Here is a 16,183-nt window from a genome sequence, read left to right as displayed (position 1 = left end):
ACTTTAATATTTTATATAAGTTCGCTGCGAAAATAAATAAAGATTCAGATGAAAACTTTTTTTAAAATATTTTTAATCGTTTTTAATTCTGCACTGTTTATCATTCCGCAAAGCGAATTAGAAAAAGATTTCGATATTCTGAAATATACACTTGAAGTTGACTTTTATAACAACTATTCCGAACCATTTCCACATTCATTTAATGGAATGTTAGAGATAGAGTTCAAAGCTTTGAATGATTTAAAACAGATAAGATTAAATGCAACATCGTTTTCACTTATGATAAATAAGATTGAAGGAAAAGATTTTTCATATAAACATTCAGCAGACACATTATTTATAAATTTCAGTAAAACAGTAAAGAAAAATTCATCAGAGAAAATTAAAATTTATTATACGCACAACGATGTTATTGATGGTGCTTTCTTCGTTAAAGATGGGATGTTATTTACAAATAACGCTCCTCAACGTGCAAGAAGATGGTTGCCTTGTTTCGATCATCCATCGGACAAAGCATTGTTTGAACTGAAAGCAAAAACTCCTGCAAATGTATTGCTTGGTTCTAATGGTTTACTTGTTGATTCAGTGAAGAATGAAGATACAATTTATTATAACTGGAAAACAGAATATCCTCTCTCAACTTATCTGATTGTAATCAGTTCAAAAAAGAATTATCAGATGGATGAAATAAACTGGAAGAGTTTAAATGGGAAGAATATTCCGGTTCGGTTTTATTGGAATGAAGGTGAAAATCAGTCCGCAATAAATCACATTAAGGATATCACACCTGCAATGATGAAATATTTTTCTGAACTATTGTGTGATTATCCTTTTGAAAAAAATGGTTATGCAACATTGAATGAACTTTTCATATTTGGTGGAATGGAAAATCAGACGCTTATCAGCTTGTGTCCTAATTGTTGGAATGAGGATTTAATTGCACATGAATTTTCGCATCAATGGTTTGGAAATATGATTACATTAAAAACATGGTCTGATGTCTGGCTTAACGAAGGCTTTGCAACTTTTGCTGAAGGATTATGGATTGAACATAGATTTGGAAAAAAAGCTTATAATGAATACATAAAAATTCAGGCAGAAAGATTTTTTCGGGCAGAAAATAAATTTCCGATTTTTAATCGTGAATGGAGAAATAAAATTCCGGACATAAACATTTTATATAACGGAGAAATTATTTACGCAAAAGCAGCAGCTGTGCTACAAATGTTAAGGTATACTTTAGGCGATTCAATTTTCTTTGCTGCATTAAAATCATACACAAATGATAAATCGTTACAATATGGAAATATTTCAACTGAAGAATTCATAGCAAAATTTATGAATTATACTGGCAGAGATATTGGTTGGTTCTTCAATCAGTGGTTAGCAGGGACGCATTATCCGATTTACAAGAACTATTATTTAATAACTCAGGAATCTTCCGATTATTTTGTTGATTTAGTTTTCACACAGGAAAACAAAGAAAATATTTATTACAAGATGCCATTCGAAGTACAAATACTTTTTGATGATGGAACTTCCATTAAAGAAGTTGTTTTTAATGAGATGAATAATCAGAACTTTCAATTCATTTATCAAAAGAAACCGATAAAAATTTATTTTGACCCTGAAGAAAAGATTTTGTTAAAAGAAATGTTCGTGGAAGAATTGGAAAATGTAATTATTGACGAATAGCATTAATACAAGTCACTATATTTTGTATAGTAATTAAACTTCAAAAAAATATATTTGAAGTGAAAATAATTTTAATTGTTACGATAATTAAATTACTTAATAATTAAACTCTGTGGGATAAAATGCAAATACCAGTTCAGGACCGAAGCAATTACCTCAAAGGGCTATTCATAACCGCAAAATTAGATAAACAACTTAATCAGACTGAAAAAGATATCCTTAAAAAAATTTCTGATAAGCTTGGTTTTGCCAATGATTTTTATGAAGAAACAATTCGGGGACTTCTTGCCAATAAATATATAAGCGAAGAACCAATTAAATTCTCAGATAAGAAAATTGCCGAGTCATTTGTTAACGATGCTATTAAACTTGCCTGTGCTGATGGAAATGTAACTGACTCAGAAAAAAACTGGATTAAAAAAACTGCTGAAATAAATGGTTTGGATACTGAACAAGTTGAAACTAAAATAAAATTATATATTGAAAGACCTTCCTTGATTAAAACAAATGACTTTGCACTGATGTCAATCATTTAATTACTTAATTCATATCTTACTTTGTCCTTTAGATTAGCATCTCTAATTTTGATAAGAGAATTACAAATTTTTATACTTATTCTGAAGGAACCCACTTATGAAAAAAATGAAAGCCCTTGTTAAAAAATATGCTGAACCGGGAATCTGGATGGACGAAGTTCCTGTTCCTGAATACGGACCCAATGATGTTCTTATCAAGATTCATAAAACATCAATTTGCGGAACAGACATTCACATTTATAACTGGGATGAATGGGCTCAAAAAACTATTCCTGTACCTATGGTTGTTGGTCACGAATATGTCGGAACAATTGAAGCATACGGAGATAATGTCCACGATGTTCAGATTGGTGAATTAGTGAGTGGTGAAGGACATCTTGTATGTGGACAGTGCAGACATTGTCGTGCTGGAAGAGGTCATCTCTGTCCAAACACAAAAGGAGTTGGTGTTAATCGTCCCGGTTGCTTTGCCGAATATCTTGTTATTCCTGTTACGAATATCTGGCATTGTGATCCAAAAATTCCTAAAGATGTTTTATCCATTTTTGATCCTCTTGGCAATGCTGTTCATACAGCGCTTTCATTTGATTTACTTGGTGAAGATGTTCTTATCACTGGTGCCGGACCAATTGGAATAATGGCAGCTGCAATTGCAAAACACGCTGGTGCAAGAAATGTGGTTATAACTGATTTGAATCCATATCGTCTTGAGCTTGCAAAGAAAGTTGGTGTAACCCGTGTAGTTGATGTTTCAAAAGAAAAATTATCAGATGTAATTTCAGAGCTTGGAATGGTTGGTGGTTTTGATGTTGGCTTGGAAATGAGCGGAAGTCCAAAAGCATTTAACGATATGATTGATGCAATGTACACAGGTGGGAAAATTGCTTTGCTCGGTATTCTTCCTTCAAATGCCGCAATTGATTGGACGAAAGTAATATTCAAAGGAATTACAATTCGCGGTATTTATGGTAGAATGATGTTTGAAACCTGGTACAAAATGCAGGCAATGATTCAGAGTGGTTTGGATGTTACTCCTGTTATTACTCACAAATTCAAAATTGATGACTATAAGGAGGGATTTGAGATTATGAAATCAGGTAATTCAGGAAAAGTTATACTCGATTGGATTTAATTACACTTTATGAATTTTGATGGAATAGTTTCGCTTTTTATAGCTTGTATTGAATGGATTCTTCTGATTAATCTTTTGATCTTTTCGAAGAAGGATAAGACTAATGTAATTGCGCTGATAATGATTACTCTTCTTGCAGGTTATCAGACAATGGAATTTATCATTTGCAATCTTGGTTTTACCAAGCCGGTATTTCCATACATAGCATTTCTAATAATAAGTTATCTTCCACCTTTAAATCTATTATTGGTTTTAAATCTTACACAGAATAATAGCTTAGGGCGGAAGAATATTTTATTATTCAGTCCTGCATTATTCTTTTCAATTTTTTATCTGTTTAAATTGGATCAGTTTCAGATAGCTAAATGCACAGTGCTATATGCATCTTATCATTATCCTTTGGGTGATTTGTATGGATTTTTTTATTACATACCTATTCTTATTTCTATACTGATTCTGATAAGATCAATCCCAAAAGCTGATGATAAAAGAAAGAAACTGATATTTAAAGTGCTTTTATATTCTACAATTTTTATTAGTCTTCCTGTGATTGTTGGCTTTAGTCTTATGTTTGCAGGTTCATACACAATTATCTCCTCAATGGAAAGTATTATGTGTAAATTTGCTTTTGTATATGCACTTAGTTTAAGCTTTCTTATTTTATATAATTCACCATTCAAAGATGAAAGAAACTATTTTAAATATCTATCTGGTTATAAACAGTGGAATAGTTAAAGAGTTCCGTGCAATTGCTTATGACGAAGAAGGAAGCGATGATGAAAAAATTGCTTTTCTTAAATCAAGAGCAAAAGAGGATTTTGAGCGCTCAATTCATTTCGATGCTCCTACTGATAAAAACGGAAACTTTATGTCTTACAACAAATTCTACAAGCTTGAAAAAAGAGGATTGCAGTTTCAACTTTTTGAAGAAATTTTTGAAGCATTCAAAGTACCGGATAAACCTTTGGTTTGTGTAACTCCGGTTGTTGATGGAGAGATTTATTCACAATAGAAAATTAAACCGGATACCAAATGAAAAAATCATTTTTAATTTCGATAATCTTATTGGTTTCAATAACATTTACAGGTGCTAAATTGTTTATAAGCGACAAAACAAAATCAACTTTAATTGAATCGCATCTCTCACTCCTCGAAAGACAAAAAATTTCAGATAGATATTACTCAGATAAAAAACTTGGTGCTTTCTATGAAAATGGTAAAACATATTTCCGTTTGTTTACACCAAATGCGGAAAAGGTTTCTCTGATAATATTCGATAAAGTTGATGATGAGAAAGGAAAAATTTATGAAATGACTCGTGATGAAAATGCTGTTTGGGAAACTTCGCTTGAAGGGAAATACTTTGGTAAATATTATAATTTTATTGTTCAGCATAAGAATCAAAATCCTGTTTTATGTCTTGACCCTTATGCAAAAGCAGTTGCAAGTTTTAACACTTATTTCACACCGAGGAAGGGAATTATCATAGAAGAAAATAACTATGATTGGGGAAATGATGAATGGAGAAGAAATGATTGGAGAGATTTGATTATTTATGAAATGCATGTGCGTGATATGACAGAGCATCCGTCAAGTGGAGTTGAAGAGAGAGGAACATATAAAGGTCTTGTTGAAAAAGGTAAAACAGGTGGTCTTTCATATATTAAAAAATTAGGTGTTAATGCTGTTGAACTACTTCCTTCACAGGAATTTGCAAACATTGAAATACCATTTAAGAAAGAATCGAGAGGAAAATTAAACACGTGGAATCCATATGAGCGCAATCATTGGGGATATATGACTGCTGCTTTTTTTGCACCGGAATCTTATTATTCGGAAAATACAAGAAACATAAAATGGAATTCCTGGAGTGGTGCAGATGCAAAAGCTGTTACTGATTTTAAAGATATGGTAAAAGCTTTTCATCAGGAAGGTATTGCTGTAATAATGGACGTTGTTTACAATCATCTTTCGGAATATGAATTTGGTAATCTGAAGGAAATTGACAAAGAATATTATTTCAGATTAAATGAGCAAGGAGATTTTATTGCTGAAAGCGGTTGTGGAAATGATTTACGAACCGAAGCACCAATGTTAAGAAGATTAATAGTTGAAAGCGTTCTTTACTGGATGAAAGAATATCACATTGATGGTTTCAGATTTGACCTTGGGAAATTAATTGATTGGGAAACAATTGAGACTATAATCTACGAGGCAAAGAAAATTAATCCAGATGTTGTTTTTGTTTGTGAACCCTGGGGCGGAGGTTATGATCCTGCCGGATTTTCATTGCGTGGTTGGGGTGCTTGGAATGATCAGATAAGAAACGGAATAAAAGGTGAAAATCCTTTTAATGGTCTTGGATGGATTTTTGGTCAGTGGTATGGAAATAATAATCCACTAAGAATTAAAAGTTATGTTAACGGAACTTTAGTTGTTGATACACTTGGTCTTTTCCAGAAACCACATCATTCAGTTAATTATCTTGAATCACACGATGGTTATACATTCGGTGATTTTATCAGATTAGGAACCAAATCTGTTACAAGAGATGAAATTATAAAAGATGTTGATTCATTTGTAAAGCTAACGCCGCTTCAGATGAAGTTAAATAAACTTGGAGCATTATTTCTTTTCACATCAAGAGGAATAACAATGATTCATAGCGGTCAGGAGTTTGCAAGGACAAAAGTAATACCTGCAAATATCGATGTTCCTGATCAGCATAAAGGTATGATAGATCATAACAGTTATGAAAAGGACAATGAAACAAACTATATCAATTACAAACACGCTGAAATAAATAAAGAGTTGTTTGATTATTACAAAGGACTAATCGAGCTGAGAAAAAAATATCACTCATTCAGAAGAGCAAAGTATGAAGATGTAAAATTTCACGAAGTGAAAACCAATCCCTTCGCAATTTGTTATGAAGTAAAATATAAAGATGAACATTTCTTTGTTGCAATGAATGCTAATCCTGAAATTACTCAGCAATTTAGTTTGCCAAAAGGTGCATGGGAAGTTTTGGTTGATAATTCAAAAGCTGGTGTTAAACCAATTAAAGTTGTGAAGAATAAAGTAGATTTAGAACCAACTTCGGGAACAGTGCTGAAGAAAAAATAAGAATTTAATTTTACTTCTCTGTCACTCTTAGTTTATCGAAGAGTGACAGAAATACTAATTTTGTTTCAATCCTTTAATCTGATTATAAAAATTAATTGCAAGTGGATTTTTAGGATTCAACTGTAAACTTCTTTCAAGCGATGTTATTGCCAGATCAAAATTGCCATTCAAGTAATAAGCACCGGCAAGATTGTACCAAAGCTGGTAATCGGCTTCTTTGTATTGAACTGCTTTTTGTAGGTATGGCAATGATGTTTTGTGATCATTTAATTTAAGATAAACCTGACCAAGCCACTTATTAGAAAAGAAATCTGATTTTATTTCGTCGAGTTTCTTCAAATAAGGAATTGCTTTTTCAAGATATCCTTTATCAATAAGATAAGCTGCGAGAGTTCTGTAAGGAACATCGTAATAAGGGCGTTCAGCAATAATCACATCCATTTCACGAATGAATTTTTCTATTTCATTTCTGTTCAGATAATATTCTGCTAATTTACTGTGAGCTGTTTCCCATTTCAGTTGTTTGTTAAAAATTTTTGCTGCAATTGTATCAACGATTGTGCTCATCTTATAATTTAACATTTTGTAATTCGGAGTTCCTTTTGGAACGAATGGATATTGCCCTGTAAGAACAATTATTGAAAAGTTTGCCAGCGTTGAATCAAGAGCCGTAAAAGGAAAGTTTGCTTTCAGAATACTATCTGCTTTTTCTTCTGATAATTCAGCTCGTTTTCCTTTGGGAAGTAAATTTATTTTCTTCATTTCATCATAAAATGTATCTGCAATCAATCTGTAGCCATCAATATTCGGATGAAGATGATCTACAGTCAGATTATAACCAACTAATTCATTCGGACTCAATTTTCTGAAGACGGAATCAATATCAACAACAGGAATATTATATTGATTTCCAATTTCAGAAATAATATCATTAATTTTTTGCGGAGCTCTGAATCTTAAAGCATCATATTCTTTTGCAAGCAAAAATAATTTTTTCGCTTCTTCTATATTTCCTTTATTTAATTCCTCATTTGCTTTGTTAAAAACTTCTTCCGCCGAGGGATATTTTTCAGTTTTAACCGACACAAAAGGTTTTTGTTCACGAAGATTGCAGGTTAATTTTCCGACTATCACGGGAACATTTTTATCACGAATCATTTCAACAATATCACGAAGATTTCCTTCAAACTGTTTTATTCCTGCGTGATACTCATCAGAATCATAAGTGATTAGTGAGTTTCCAATCATTTGTGACATCAAAGTTTCATTGCTTGCTTCAGCTACTTCATCAGTTTTGTTGAACAATCCATAAACCCAACTGATTGCATCACGAAGCAATTGTGTGGTTTTGAAATTATAAAGCCACAAATAAAGATTCACAAGGAATCTTGAACTGCCGATTGAAACAGTTGAACCGACACCAAGCGCGCCATAGTATTCATTATGTCCGGCATAAATTAAAACCAAATTAGGATTTTGCTCTAATAATGCCGGAACAAAATCACGAAGTGTATATGAGTTGATTGCTGATATACCAAGATTTATTACCTCAATATTATTTCCCGGATAAAGCAACTCGAGTTTTCGTTTTAGTTGCCGCGGAAATGAAGCATTTGGAACATAAGGCCAGCCGGCTGTGGAGCTTCCTCCAAGTACAAAAACTCTGAATGCATTTGGTTTTTTATCTTTATCAAAACCATCAGGCAATGCTGAAGGGACTGAGCGTGTTCCGTAAAAATATTTGTATGGTATTTCCGGATTAAGAAAAAGTTTATCAGGATGATAATCGGTTACAACTTTGAATACTGTAAAGTCGTGTCCATAATCGAATATTCTGAGTCCAAGTTCAAGTAAAACAAAAAACAAAACCGGAATTAGAAATAAAACGATATAAAACCATTTTGGTGGTTTCTTCTGCTTTGAATTTGTTTCGGAGTATTTCTGATCTTCTAAAGTTTTTTTCTTCATTTGTTATATAAAGTTTTTATAACCTGTTTTTAATGAATTAGAAATATATATATCAAATACTTATCACACTTTGATGAACTGAGCGTGACATAAAAAGTAACTTTGGGAAAGAACCAAGCTCAGTGTAACAGAAATATTATTTCCTTTAAGAGCCGAGCCAAAATTAGTAAATTCGTATAAATAATTTGGTTAAAATTGTTAATATGAAATTAAGCTATATTCTTTTTATTGTTTTTGTAATTCTGATTCAATCCGAATCATTTACCCAATCTTTTAATTCTCCGTATGTTGCACGAGTTGGCAGTAAGGTAATCAGTGATTCGGAATTTCTTGAAAGGTATGAATTTACACCTGGCTTCAGACGACATATTAAACAGATGGATGATTCAAACAAACTTGAATTCCTTTTTACTTTGATTGCCGAAAAACTCTTTTCGCTCGAAGCAAGAAATCTTGGATTTGATACAACAGAAGTCATCCAGTTTTCACGAAAAGCATTCGAAAAAATGTTTGTGAGAGATAAATTATTTCAGGAAGAAATCCGCAATAAAATTTCTGTAACAGAAAAGGAACTGATAGAAGCAACGCTTAAAAACAATTCCAAGCTTTATGTGAATTTTCTTTTCTCTCAGGTTAAAGATGAGATTGAACAATTATATAAGTATCTGACTCAAGGAATTTCTTTTGATTCAATTCTTAACGAAAGTCCCGAATATGAAGAACAGAAAGAACCAATTGAAGTTCTGTTCGGACAAATGGAAGAATCAATTGAAGATTCTTTATATAAAATGAAAGTCGGACAGTTTACAAAACCAATACTTACTCCTGATGGATGGTACATTTTTAAGCTTGTGAACAAATCTCAGAATTTCTTTTTAACCGATGAAGATAAAGAGAATGCAAAGAAGACTGTCATAAGAATAGTTGAAAACAGAAAACTAATTAAACGACAGAAAGAATTTTATGCGGAATATTTTCGTAATAAAAAAGTTGATGTAGATGCAAAGTTGTTCGAAATGCTTGCACAAAAAATTTCATCAATCTTTGAATACAAAAGAAAGAATTTTACCTATCAACCAAACCAACCAACATACATTGATGCATTTGATGTTATTAAAATTGAAAATGAATTTGGTGAAGAAAATCTTTCAAAACCGTTCATAAAATTTGATGAAAATCCGATCACACTTAAAGATTACATTCGAACACTTGCTTTCGATGGGTACAATTCAAAAGAGTATAAAATTAATTTTATTCGTGCTTCACTTGATTTTCAGACGAAGCGATTTATAGAGTATGAATTATTTTATCGTGAAGGATTAAAGCGAGGTTATCACAAACTTCCTGAAATACAAAATGAAGTTGAAAGATGGCTTGATAATTATTTGTTCCAAATGCTTCAAAGTCAGATTTTGGATTCAATTCAGGTTAGTGATGAAGAACTGCGCGAATATTATGAAAGGATGAATCAGCCAAAAGAATTTCCAACGGTTGTAAACATAATTGAAGTTTTAACTGAAGACCTCAGCATTGTTGATACAGTTTTAACCGAGTTAAAGAAAGGAACTGATATAAGATTACTTGCAGCGAAGTATAGTATCAGAGATTTTACAAAAGGCAGAAACGGAGAGTTCGGAAAATTTCCCGTTACATCCTATGGCGAAATAGGAAAGATTGCTGCTACAATGCAAGTTGGTGACATTTATGGGCCATTAAAAGTTCCGGAAGGTTATTCAATTTTCAAGTTGATTGAGAAAGACACAGCTTATGTTGAAAAGCCAAAATCATTTGAGCAAGTAAAAGAACAATACCGACAAGATCTTGCATTTCAAAAAGCCCAAATGAAATTGACGGACTATACTTATAATCTTGCAATGAAGTATAATGTAGAGTTAAATATCCCTGAACTTGACAAAATACAAGTCACACGACTGCCAAGTTTTGGCATACGCAATCTCGGATTTGGCGGTAAGATAACAGCGGTTCCGATTCTTGCGCCGAATGTAGAATGGGCATACAGATGGATTCAACGGCAGAATAAAAAGATAATTCCATAGATTGAGAATGTAGAGACAGGGCTTGTCCTGTCTCTACATTAAATATTGTAAGTTTACATATAACTTTCATAAAAAATATTTTAAACATTATGTACATTCTCGGCATATCAGCATTTTATCACGACAGTGCTGCCTGCATTGTTAAAGACGGAGAAATTATTGCAGCAGCACAGGAGGAACGATTCACGCGTAAAAAACACGATCATAACTTCCCTCAGAAAGCAATTGAATATTGTCTGAAGGAAGCCGGCATCACTACCAAACAACTTGATTTGATCGCATTTTATGATAAGCCTTTTCTTAAGTTTGAAAGATTGTTAGAGACCTATCTTGCATACGCACCAATTGGATTCAAATCTTTCATCAAAGCTATTCCTTTGTGGATAAAAGAAAAACTCTGGATGAAAGAGATGATAAAAGATAAACTTGGTTATGAAGGTAAAGTAATTTTCCCCGAGCATCACGAATCGCATGCTGCAAGTGCATTTTATCCTTCACCATTTCAGAAAGCGGCAATTATAACAATGGACGGTGTTGGCGAATGGACAACTACATCTTTTGGCTTTGGAGATGGGAATGATATCCAACTTCTCGCAGATATAAAATTTCCACACTCACTTGGATTACTTTATTCAGCTTTTACTTATTACACAGGATTTAAAGTTAATTCAGGTGAATACAAAGTAATGGGACTTGCACCTTACGGCGAACCAAAGTATAAACAACTGATTTATGATCATCTAATTGATGTAAAAGAAGATGGCTCATTCAGAATGAATATGGAGTATTTCAATTACTGTCAGGGCTTGACAATGACAAACGAAAAATTCCATAAACTATTTGGCGGACCACCAAGAGTGCCGGAAACAAAATTAACGCAGAAAGAAATGGATTTGGCTCGTTCACTTCAGGAAGTAACTGAAGAAATTGTTTTGAAGATTGGAAATCATGTTTATAAAGAAACCGGATTGAAAGATGTTTGTCTCGCCGGCGGAGTTGCACTTAATTGTGTGGCAAACGGAAGATTACTAAGAGAAGGTCCGTTTAAAAACATCTGGATTCAACCTGCTGCCGGAGATGCCGGCGGTGCACTCGGTGCAGCATTGATTGGATGGTATAAATACTTTGGTAATCAGAGGACTGCTGATGGAAAAACAGATCGACAAAAGGGTTCATATCTCGGACCACAATTTTCGGATCAAGAAATTTATTCTTTCATCCAATCGAAAAATCTCAATGCGAAAAAATTAAGTGAAGATGAATTGATAAATACAGTCGCTGATCTGATTGCTAGTGAAAAAGTAATCGGTTGGTTTGACGGCAGAATGGAGTTTGGTCCTCGTGCATTAGGTGCAAGATCAATAATTGGTGATGCCCGTTCACCTAAAATGCAAGCAACAATGAATCTCAAAATAAAATTCAGAGAAGGATTCAGACCATTCGCACCGTCCGTTCTTTATGAAAAAGTTAGCGAGTATTTTGAGATTGATAAGGAATCACCATACATGCTTTTGGTTGCCGATGTTAAAAAGGAGAGAAGAAGAAAAATGACTGAAGAAGAAAAGAAACTTTGGGGGATAGATAAACTCAATGTTGTTCGTTCAGATATTCCTGCAATAACTCATGTTGATTACTCGGCACGTTTGCAGACTGTTCATAAAGAAACAAATCCACGCTATCATAAATTGATAGAAACATTCAAGAAAAAAACAGGTTATGCTGTTATAATTAATACATCATTTAATGTGAGAGGCGAACCAATTGTATGTACTCCTGAAGATGCTTACAAATGTTTTATGCGAACCAATATTGATTATCTTGTTCTTGGAAATTATTTACTTGCAAAGGAAGACCAAACTCCTTTGAAAGAAGACATTGATTGGCGAAAACAATTTCAATTGGATTAATATGTTGAAAGAAGAATTAAAACACATCGATACATCAGAAAAAGCGGTTAAAAAAACCGGAATTACAGTTGGAATTGTATTGATTGCAATTTCATTTATCCTCTGGTGGCTTGGGAAAAATTCATTTGTCTATTTCTCGGCAATCGGAGGAATTTTTATTATTCTATCATACATTGCAAATCCCTTACTTAAACCATTTCATAAACTGTGGATTGGACTTTCGCTAATACTTGGATTTGTAATGTCGCGTGTTATTTTAACTATACTATTTTATTTGGTTGTTACTCCAATTGGGTTATTAGCAAAGTTAGTCGGGAAAAAATTTATGCCTTTGGGATTTGATAAGAATGAAAAAACATATTGGGAAAAAAGAGAAAATACAATCAAACAAAAAATTGATTATGAAAGACAGTTTTGAGTGAATGGTTGAATAATTGAATGAATGATTGATGGATTGAGATTTAATTGATTAACTAATAATTAGATTTTATTACTAAAGTTAAAGGAATAGAATATGAGTAAGCTTTCAATTTTATCAGAACTTTGGCAATTTCTTAAAGTAAGAAAAAAATGGTGGCTTGTTCCAATCATTGTGTTTCTTGTTTTACTCGGAGCTTTGATTGTTTTAACACAAGGTTCTGCATTAGCACCATTTATTTATGCAATATTTTGATTCAGTAATGCTCTTATTTTAGTAAATGGTATGAGTTAACACAGAATTTTCGTAAATACAAAAAGCCCTCTCCTTAGGAGAGGGTTTGGGTGAGGCTCAATGAAAAACAAAAAAAAAGAAAAAATAAAAACCCGTATTCCTGTTCCCCAAAAGCCGCCTAAGGTTGAAGAAAAACCAAAAGCATACAAACGAGTAAATGCTAAGAAAGAATCAAAAAAGAAAATTGATGAGGAACTGAAATAGAATGTATGATGTATCTGTTATTGTTTCTTTCTATAATAAAATCGATTATTTAAAATCAGTTCTTGCCGGATTTGAAATTCAGGGTCATAAAAATTTTGAGTTAATAATTGCTGATGATGGTTCAGAAGAAAATGTAGTAAAGGAGATTGAATCATTTGCCTCTGATTATCCATTTAGAATTAAACACATCTGGCAGGAAGATAAAGGATTCAGAAAAAATAAAATTCTTAATCAGGCAATCCTGGCTTCCGAAAGTGAATATCTCATTTTCATTGATGGCGATTGCGTCCCGCATTCTTCTTTTGTTGAAGGGCATCTGGAATACAAATCTCCGGGACTTGCACTTACAGGCAGAAGAGTTAATCTTTCACAAAAGATAACTGAATTAATAACACCACAAAAAGTAAGAGAAAGATTTTTTGAGAAAAATTTTCATTTGCTTGTTGAGGATGGCTTATTCGGTAAGTCTTTCGATGTTGAAAAAGGTATTTACTTAAGAAATAAATTTTTGAGAAATTGGTTCAATAGAAAATCACGCGGACTTTTAGGTTGTAACTTTTCACTTTACAAAAAAGATATGCTTGCAATTAACGGATTTGATGAAAGATATGAAGCTCCATCAATCGGAGAGGATTCTGATGTTCAGTTTCGATTAGAGTTAAATGGAGTAAAAATTAAATCATTAAATCATATCGCTGTTCAATATCATCTTTATCACAAACTACAGGAAAGACCACCACAAAACCTGACACTGTTTGAGAATGTTAAAAAAGATAAGACATTCTTCACTCCCTACGGAATTCAAAAACCTTAAAATATCATAGAAAATTAAGTATAAACCTTAATAAACAAGATGGAATGAAATTTCTACCTAAATTATTTTGGCATTTAGGTAATTTCATTTATATTCGCCCTCAGGTTTTTTAAGGAGAAATATTATGATTGATGAAATTGATTTAAGGATTCTCAGAACACTACAAAAGAATGGACGAACAAAGCGAAATGAACTTGCTGATTTAGTCCAGCTTTCAGTTCCATCTGTAAGTGAAAGATTAAACAAGTTGGAAAGCAAAGGTTATATCGAAGGTTACTTTGCTAAATTAAATCGTAAAGCTTTCGGATATGATATTACGGCTTTCATACAGGTGATGATGGAGTCATCAAAAAATTATAAAACTCTTATTACAAAAGTTGAAAAAATGCCACAAATTCTGGAATGTCATGCTGTGCTTGGTGAAGGATCGCATTTACTAAAAGCTGTAGTTCAAAATACCGAAGCTCTTGAAAAGCTACTCAGCGAAATTCAATCATGGCCAGGAGTAACTGCAACCAAAACAACTTATGTATTATCAACTGTAAAAGAAACTTTTGAAATCAACATTTAATAAAAAATAAAGGAGCAATTATGGCAAAAGGTTCTTCTTCAGGACCTGTAGAAAAGGTACTGAAATTCATCAAGGATAATGGGATAAAATTCGTTGATCTTAAGTTCATGGATTTTCCCGGACAATGGCAGCATTTTACAGTTCCTGTAACACAATTTGATGAGGGATCATTTGAAGACGGATTCGGTTTTGATGGTTCATCAATTCGAGGGTGGAAACCAATAAATGAAAGTGATATGCTTATCATTCCTGATCCTAACACAATGTTCGTTGATCCTTTCATTGAAGCGCCAACTATTAGCTTAATATGCGATGTTTATGAACCTGCAACAAAAGAAAAATATACAAGATGTCCTCGCAATATTGCACAGAAAGCAGAATCATACCTTATATCTACAGGAATTGCTGATACAGTCTATTACGGTCCCGAAGCAGAATTTTTTGTTTTTGATGATGTAAGATTTGATTCAAGACCAAATGGAAGTTTTTATGTTGTTGATTCAATTGAAGGAAGATGGAACAGTGGAAGAGAAGAGAATCCAAATCTTGGTTACAAACCAAGATATAAAGAAGGATATTTTCCTGTTCCTCCAACCGATGCTTTGATGGATTTAAGAAATGAAATGGTCCAGAATCTTATCAATTGCGGAATTGATGTTGAAGCTCAGCATCACGAAGTTGCAAGTGGAGGTCAATGTGAAATTGATTTAAGATTTGCACCCTTAGTAAAAGCTGCTGATCAGCTTCTGATGTTTAAATACATTGTGAAGAACACAGCAAAGAGAAACAATAAAACTGTTACTTATATGCCAAAGCCAATCTTTGGTGATAATGGAAGTGGAATGCATGTTCATACCTCTTTATGGAAAAAAGGAAAACCGTTGTTTGCTGGTTCAGGTTACGCTGGCTTGAGTGAGATGGCTTTATATTTTATTGGTGGTCTTCTTAGACATGCTCCAAGTTTACTTGCTTTTACAAATCCAACAACCAATTCATACAAAAGGTTAGTGCCCGGATTTGAAGCTCCTGTTAATCTTGCATATTCACAGAGAAACAGAAGTGCATCAATCAGAATTCCGATGTACTCTTCTTCACCAAAGTCAAAGAGAATTGAATTCCGTTGTCCCGATCCTTCTGCAAATCCATATCTTGCTTTTGCAGCTATGTTAATGGCTGGTTTGGATGGAATTATGAACAGAATTGATCCTGGTGAACCATTAGATAAAGATATTTATGATATGCCACCAGAAGAGTTAAAAAATGTTCCTTCAACACCAGAAAGTCTGCAGGATGCTTTAAGGGCGTTGGCAAAAGATCACGAGTATTTACTAAAAGGTGATGTATTTACGGAAGATGTAATTGAAACCTGGATAAAATATAAGTTGGATAAAGAAGTTAAACCAATGGCACTTCAGCCACATCCATTTGAGTTTGGATTGTATTACGATGTTTAAAGTTTAA

At 33.1% G+C, this 16,183-nt stretch carries 15 protein-coding genes; 14 read left to right on the top strand and 1 reads right to left on the bottom strand.

From position 1 onward, the window contains the following. The first annotated feature begins 48 nt into the window (after positions 1–48). From Q0X14_RS08300 to Q0X14_RS08275, 6 genes are all read left to right on the top strand, one after another. On the top strand, positions 49–1,695 hold the full coding sequence (locus Q0X14_RS08300) for a M1 family metallopeptidase (RefSeq protein ID WP_297836929.1): 1,647 nt from the start codon (positions 49–51) through the stop codon (positions 1,693–1,695). Positions 1,696–1,817: 122 nt separating this feature from the next. After that, entirely contained in the window at positions 1,818–2,231 is a 414-nt protein-coding gene (locus Q0X14_RS08295) for a hypothetical protein (RefSeq protein WP_297836926.1), read from the top strand. A gap of 106 nt (positions 2,232–2,337) precedes the next feature. Continuing rightward, positions 2,338–3,363: an L-threonine 3-dehydrogenase gene (tdh, locus tag Q0X14_RS08290; RefSeq protein ID WP_366522804.1), complete on the top strand. Its 1,026-nt coding sequence runs from the start codon at positions 2,338–2,340 to the stop codon at positions 3,361–3,363. Between the two features lie 9 nt (positions 3,364–3,372). Further along, positions 3,373–4,098 carry a hypothetical protein gene (locus Q0X14_RS08285; RefSeq protein ID WP_297836923.1) on the top strand — a complete coding sequence of 242 codons (726 nt, stop codon included), beginning with the start codon at positions 3,373–3,375 and terminating at the stop codon, positions 4,096–4,098. Continuing rightward, positions 4,046–4,375, top strand: coding sequence for a hypothetical protein (locus Q0X14_RS08280; RefSeq protein ID WP_297836921.1), 330 nt, complete (start codon positions 4,046–4,048; stop codon positions 4,373–4,375). Before Q0X14_RS08285 ends, Q0X14_RS08280 begins: the two co-directional genes overlap by 53 nt. 20 nt (positions 4,376–4,395) lie before the next feature. After that, positions 4,396–6,489, top strand: a complete 2,094-nt coding sequence (locus tag Q0X14_RS08275) for an alpha-amylase family glycosyl hydrolase (protein WP_297836919.1) — start codon at positions 4,396–4,398, stop codon at positions 6,487–6,489. 54 nt (positions 6,490–6,543) lie between these two features. On the opposite strand, the gene Q0X14_RS08270 is transcribed toward Q0X14_RS08275, so the two are convergent. Continuing rightward, positions 6,544–8,457 (bottom strand): GDSL-type esterase/lipase family protein, encoded by a 1,914-nt coding sequence (locus Q0X14_RS08270; RefSeq protein WP_297836916.1) that lies wholly within the window; start codon positions 8,455–8,457, stop codon positions 6,544–6,546. 203 nt (positions 8,458–8,660) lie between these two features. On the opposite strand from Q0X14_RS08270, the gene Q0X14_RS08265 reads away from it, so the two are divergent. The 8 genes from Q0X14_RS08265 to glnA all read left to right on the top strand — a co-directional run bounded on the left by Q0X14_RS08265 (position 8,661) and on the right by glnA (position 16,176). Beyond that, complete coding sequence (locus Q0X14_RS08265) at positions 8,661–10,514, top strand: peptidyl-prolyl cis-trans isomerase (protein WP_297836913.1); 1,854 nt, start codon at positions 8,661–8,663, stop codon at positions 10,512–10,514. 89 nt (positions 10,515–10,603) lie between these two features. Continuing rightward, complete coding sequence (locus Q0X14_RS08260; RefSeq protein WP_297836911.1) at positions 10,604–12,421, top strand: carbamoyltransferase; 1,818 nt, start codon at positions 10,604–10,606, stop codon at positions 12,419–12,421. A gap of 1 nt (position 12,422) precedes the next feature. Next, complete coding sequence (locus tag Q0X14_RS08255; RefSeq protein WP_297836908.1) at positions 12,423–12,839, top strand: SxtJ family membrane protein; 417 nt, start codon at positions 12,423–12,425, stop codon at positions 12,837–12,839. 96 nt (positions 12,840–12,935) lie between these two features. Beyond that, complete coding sequence (locus Q0X14_RS08250; RefSeq protein WP_014561566.1) at positions 12,936–13,094, top strand: DUF5989 family protein; 159 nt, start codon at positions 12,936–12,938, stop codon at positions 13,092–13,094. Between the two features lie 99 nt (positions 13,095–13,193). Further along, on the top strand, positions 13,194–13,337 hold the full coding sequence (locus tag Q0X14_RS08245) for a hypothetical protein (protein ID WP_297836900.1): 144 nt from the start codon (positions 13,194–13,196) through the stop codon (positions 13,335–13,337). Between the two features lies 1 nt (position 13,338). Then, positions 13,339–14,151 (top strand): glycosyltransferase, encoded by an 813-nt coding sequence (locus Q0X14_RS08240; RefSeq protein WP_297836898.1) that lies wholly within the window; start codon positions 13,339–13,341, stop codon positions 14,149–14,151. A gap of 124 nt (positions 14,152–14,275) precedes the next feature. After that, positions 14,276–14,722, top strand: coding sequence for an Lrp/AsnC family transcriptional regulator (locus Q0X14_RS08235; RefSeq protein WP_297836895.1), 447 nt, complete (start codon positions 14,276–14,278; stop codon positions 14,720–14,722). Between the two features lie 20 nt (positions 14,723–14,742). Further along, positions 14,743–16,176 carry a type I glutamate--ammonia ligase gene (glnA, locus tag Q0X14_RS08230; protein ID WP_297836893.1) on the top strand — a complete coding sequence of 478 codons (1,434 nt, stop codon included), beginning with the start codon at positions 14,743–14,745 and terminating at the stop codon, positions 16,174–16,176. Positions 16,177–16,183 lie beyond the last annotated feature (7 nt).

The sequence above is a fragment of the Ignavibacterium sp. genome, from assembly GCF_025998815.1.
Classification (GTDB): domain Bacteria; phylum Bacteroidota; class Ignavibacteria; order Ignavibacteriales; family Ignavibacteriaceae; genus Ignavibacterium.
This window is presented reverse-complemented; position numbering and strand designations above follow the sequence as displayed.

Coding starts and splice junctions, on each gene's coding strand:
- Q0X14_RS08235 (WP_297836895.1), top strand. CDS start 14,276: ATGATTGATGAAATTGATTTAAGGATTCTCAGAACACTACAAAAGAAT.
- Q0X14_RS08285 (WP_297836923.1), top strand. CDS start 3,373: ATGAATTTTGATGGAATAGTTTCGCTTTTTATAGCTTGTATTGAATGG.
- Q0X14_RS08280 (WP_297836921.1), top strand. CDS start 4,046: ATGAAAGAAACTATTTTAAATATCTATCTGGTTATAAACAGTGGAATA.
- Q0X14_RS08255 (WP_297836908.1), top strand. CDS start 12,423: ATGTTGAAAGAAGAATTAAAACACATCGATACATCAGAAAAAGCGGTT.
- Q0X14_RS08240 (WP_297836898.1), top strand. CDS start 13,339: ATGTATGATGTATCTGTTATTGTTTCTTTCTATAATAAAATCGATTAT.
- Q0X14_RS08275 (WP_297836919.1), top strand. CDS start 4,396: ATGAAAAAATCATTTTTAATTTCGATAATCTTATTGGTTTCAATAACA.
- tdh (WP_366522804.1), top strand. CDS start 2,338: ATGAAAGCCCTTGTTAAAAAATATGCTGAACCGGGAATCTGGATGGAC.
- Q0X14_RS08245 (WP_297836900.1), top strand. CDS start 13,194: ATGAAAAACAAAAAAAAAGAAAAAATAAAAACCCGTATTCCTGTTCCC.
- Q0X14_RS08270 (WP_297836916.1), bottom strand. CDS start 8,457: ATGAAGAAAAAAACTTTAGAAGATCAGAAATACTCCGAAACAAATTCA.
- Q0X14_RS08300 (WP_297836929.1), top strand. CDS start 49: ATGAAAACTTTTTTTAAAATATTTTTAATCGTTTTTAATTCTGCACTG.
- Q0X14_RS08260 (WP_297836911.1), top strand. CDS start 10,604: ATGTACATTCTCGGCATATCAGCATTTTATCACGACAGTGCTGCCTGC.
- Q0X14_RS08250 (WP_014561566.1), top strand. CDS start 12,936: ATGAGTAAGCTTTCAATTTTATCAGAACTTTGGCAATTTCTTAAAGTA.
- glnA (WP_297836893.1), top strand. CDS start 14,743: ATGGCAAAAGGTTCTTCTTCAGGACCTGTAGAAAAGGTACTGAAATTC.
- Q0X14_RS08295 (WP_297836926.1), top strand. CDS start 1,818: ATGCAAATACCAGTTCAGGACCGAAGCAATTACCTCAAAGGGCTATTC.
- Q0X14_RS08265 (WP_297836913.1), top strand. CDS start 8,661: ATGAAATTAAGCTATATTCTTTTTATTGTTTTTGTAATTCTGATTCAA.